We start from the raw sequence: 2,658 nt of genomic DNA on the forward strand, positions 1-2,658 counted from the left end.
CCGTCTTGGTCTTCGTTGATAGTATAGCGAACATTGTTCTCGTCGCACCAGCGAAGGAGCGCCTCACGTTCACGATCTGTCTCGTACTTGTGCCACGAATCAAGTAGGTCATGTTTGTCGAGCATGTCCTTGAATCGTCGAAACGCACCTCGTCGACCAAAGATGTCCCGAACGTCGTCAAGCAAATGCGGCGCGATGTCGGATGCGAAATCAATAGCAAGTCGAGAACCAAGGCTCAAGTCGCGGGAATCTGGAAGGGCGACATAACGTGACGTGTCATCAAGATCGTCGGGCTCTTCGTCGGAGTCGCCAAGGGTGGAAAAGTAGATCGCCTCGCCGGTGTGACGGTCGAGGTACGCATCATTTGAGCCATCGTCGAAATTGGCGTAGTCGAACGCCATTTCGATTGTGCTGAAGTTGAAGACGACGTCCGTTCGATTCATTGTCAGGTCTTCGCTATGAGATGAGAGGCAAGGGTTTCAATCGGATAAAGAATCCATGAAGTCCGTGGTTTGAGGCGAGTCGGCTGCATACGCTGCTGACTAGGCCGTGATCTCGATCTTGCGATCGGTCACAATGAAACGCTTCTTACTTCGTTCACACCCCAAACCACGGAACCTTTCTATGATGATCTGTTCTCTCGACCTTGGCAAGTTCAAGTCGGTCGCCTGCTTCTACGATTGTAAAACTCGCAAGTTTTCCTTCGAAGCCATCCTCACCCGACGTTCGCATATCGACAAGCTCTTGGACGATAACGAATTCGATCTGCTGGTCATGGAGGCCTGCGGACCGTCGGGATGGATTAGCGATGTGTGTCAACAAAGAGAAATCAAAACGCTCGTTTGCAGCACCAACGACGAAGCATGGATGTGGAACAAAACCAAACGCAAAACCGATCGAGACGATGCTCTTAAGCTGGCCAAAATGGCCGCCATGGGAGTGCTCACGCCGGTCCACGTGCCAAAACCCGAGATCCGTGAACAACGAGCCATCATTAAGTACCGAAAGAACCTCGACGGCCGAATCACTCGAATCAAGAACGGCATTCGCTCCACCTTCGCCAACCGCGGCATCGAAATCGATACCGGCGCGAGAGCATGGAATACCGGACGCGTGCACATCGACTCGTTTCGAAAATCCATCGCGGAGTGTACCTGTGACGACCTTTGGAAAGGGCAACTTGATTTGGAATTGACGCAGCTCGATGCGTTAACTGCCGAGATGCAAGCGGTCGAGGATCGGTTGGAATTGTTTGCTGCTGATAATCCTCTAATTCAGATTGTCATGACGATTCCTGGAGTGGGTCGCAAGACCGCTGAGTTACTTGTCGCCATTATCGATGATCCGCACCGATTCAAGAGTGCCCGGCATCTTTCAAGTTACCTCGGCTTAACCCCGAAGCAATATCAATCAGGTGAAACCGATCGCAACGGAAAGATCAGTAAACGCGGGCCAAAACTGGCTCGCACAATGCTATTAGAATGTGCTTGGGCGAGCCTCCGATACAACGCCTGGAGCAAGAAGACCTTTGAACGGATTCACGGAGGATCGAAAACACGACGCAAGAAAGCTGGCATTGCACTGGCGCGCAAGATCGCAGTGGTCGCTTGGGCGATGATGCGAGACCAACAGGCATGGGATCAGAGCAAGGCATTGCAGGAAGCTGTGACGGATCCTGGAACTCAAGAACTGATGGAGGAAGCAACAGAGCCCCACGAAGCAAAACCAAAAAAGAAAGCCAAACTCCTACGCGCAAAACCACATCCTCCCGGGCCAGTGATCAGCGACGAACCGAAGCAGCGTAGCGGCCGAGGCAGTAAACCGACTCGCCGCCGCGGCAGCAAACGCCGCTCGCCCTTGAAAACCTGACACCAGGCAAGGCCCGTTGTTGGGCCCGTGCTTTCCTGGAAGTGACCACGAATCGCTGACAAGGGCGTCAAGCCGCATCTGAAACGCTGCTTGATAACCCTGAGATAACGAATGTGGCGCTTTCCAGGGAAGCTTTTATCACCCACCTTGAACCCATCGAACCCAAACCAACACCGGAGCGAATCACTGAGAACGAAACACTGATCGAAGACCACGCTTGCAACTCGAAAAGGACTCCACTTCGCCTGCATCACTGACACCTACTGCCACCGGAAGCAACGTAAACGCCTCCGGTCATGGCGTCCTAAAGAATGTGAGAGGCGATGAACCCGACATAAAGATTGAGAGATCGCTCGGAGTGTCGGGCCATCCAACAGAACTCAAGAGAATACCGATTGAAACCCTGTAAGGAATGCTGAGGCGACGCTGTCAAGGACCGACCCTTTTGGGTCAAGGCGTCGACATCTCGAATAGTCGTTTAGTACCCAATCGAATCGAGCCAAGTCATCAACAGTAGATCGCTCGCCGCAGTTCGCTACCACCGAGTCACCACAAACAAATGAACACAAAACACCCAATGTAAGAAATATTTCAAAAAAGCGGCCAGTCGCCACTGGTCAAACCACGGACTTCATAGTCGCTAGTGATCAGCCGGTGGCGACGGTTGATCATCCACTTCAAAACGCTTGACTTCGCCGCTCGGTTGCATCGCAGGGTTCGCCGCTCCGGGTGACCAAATCGGACGCCCAGATGCAGCCTGACGTTTGCGAGCGTCGTCCAGAATCGCAC

Annotated in this window: 2 protein-coding genes; one reads left to right on the forward strand and one right to left on the reverse strand. The window is 52.9% G+C overall.

Annotated features, from left to right (window positions below; all coding sequences use genetic code 11):
* On the reverse strand, positions 1-443 hold a 443-nt coding region (locus CA13_RS04040), incomplete at its 3' end, for a UPF0158 family protein (protein ID WP_146403396.1).
* A gap of 181 nt (positions 444-624) precedes the next feature.
* Here CA13_RS04040 and CA13_RS04045 point away from each other — a divergent pair.
* Entirely contained in the window at positions 625-1,869 is a 1,245-nt protein-coding gene (locus CA13_RS04045; protein ID WP_419193742.1) for an IS110 family RNA-guided transposase, read from the forward strand.
* The last annotated feature ends 789 nt before the right edge of the window (positions 1,870-2,658 follow it).

Source organism: Novipirellula herctigrandis, assembly GCA_007859835.1.
GTDB lineage: Bacteria > Planctomycetota > Planctomycetia > Pirellulales > Pirellulaceae > Novipirellula_A > Novipirellula_A herctigrandis.

Bases quoted from the DNA above. Each gene is read 5' to 3' on its own strand.
- CA13_RS04045 (WP_419193742.1), top strand. From the start codon at position 625: ATGATGATCTGTTCTCTCGACCTTGGCAAGTTCAAGTCGGTCGCCTGC.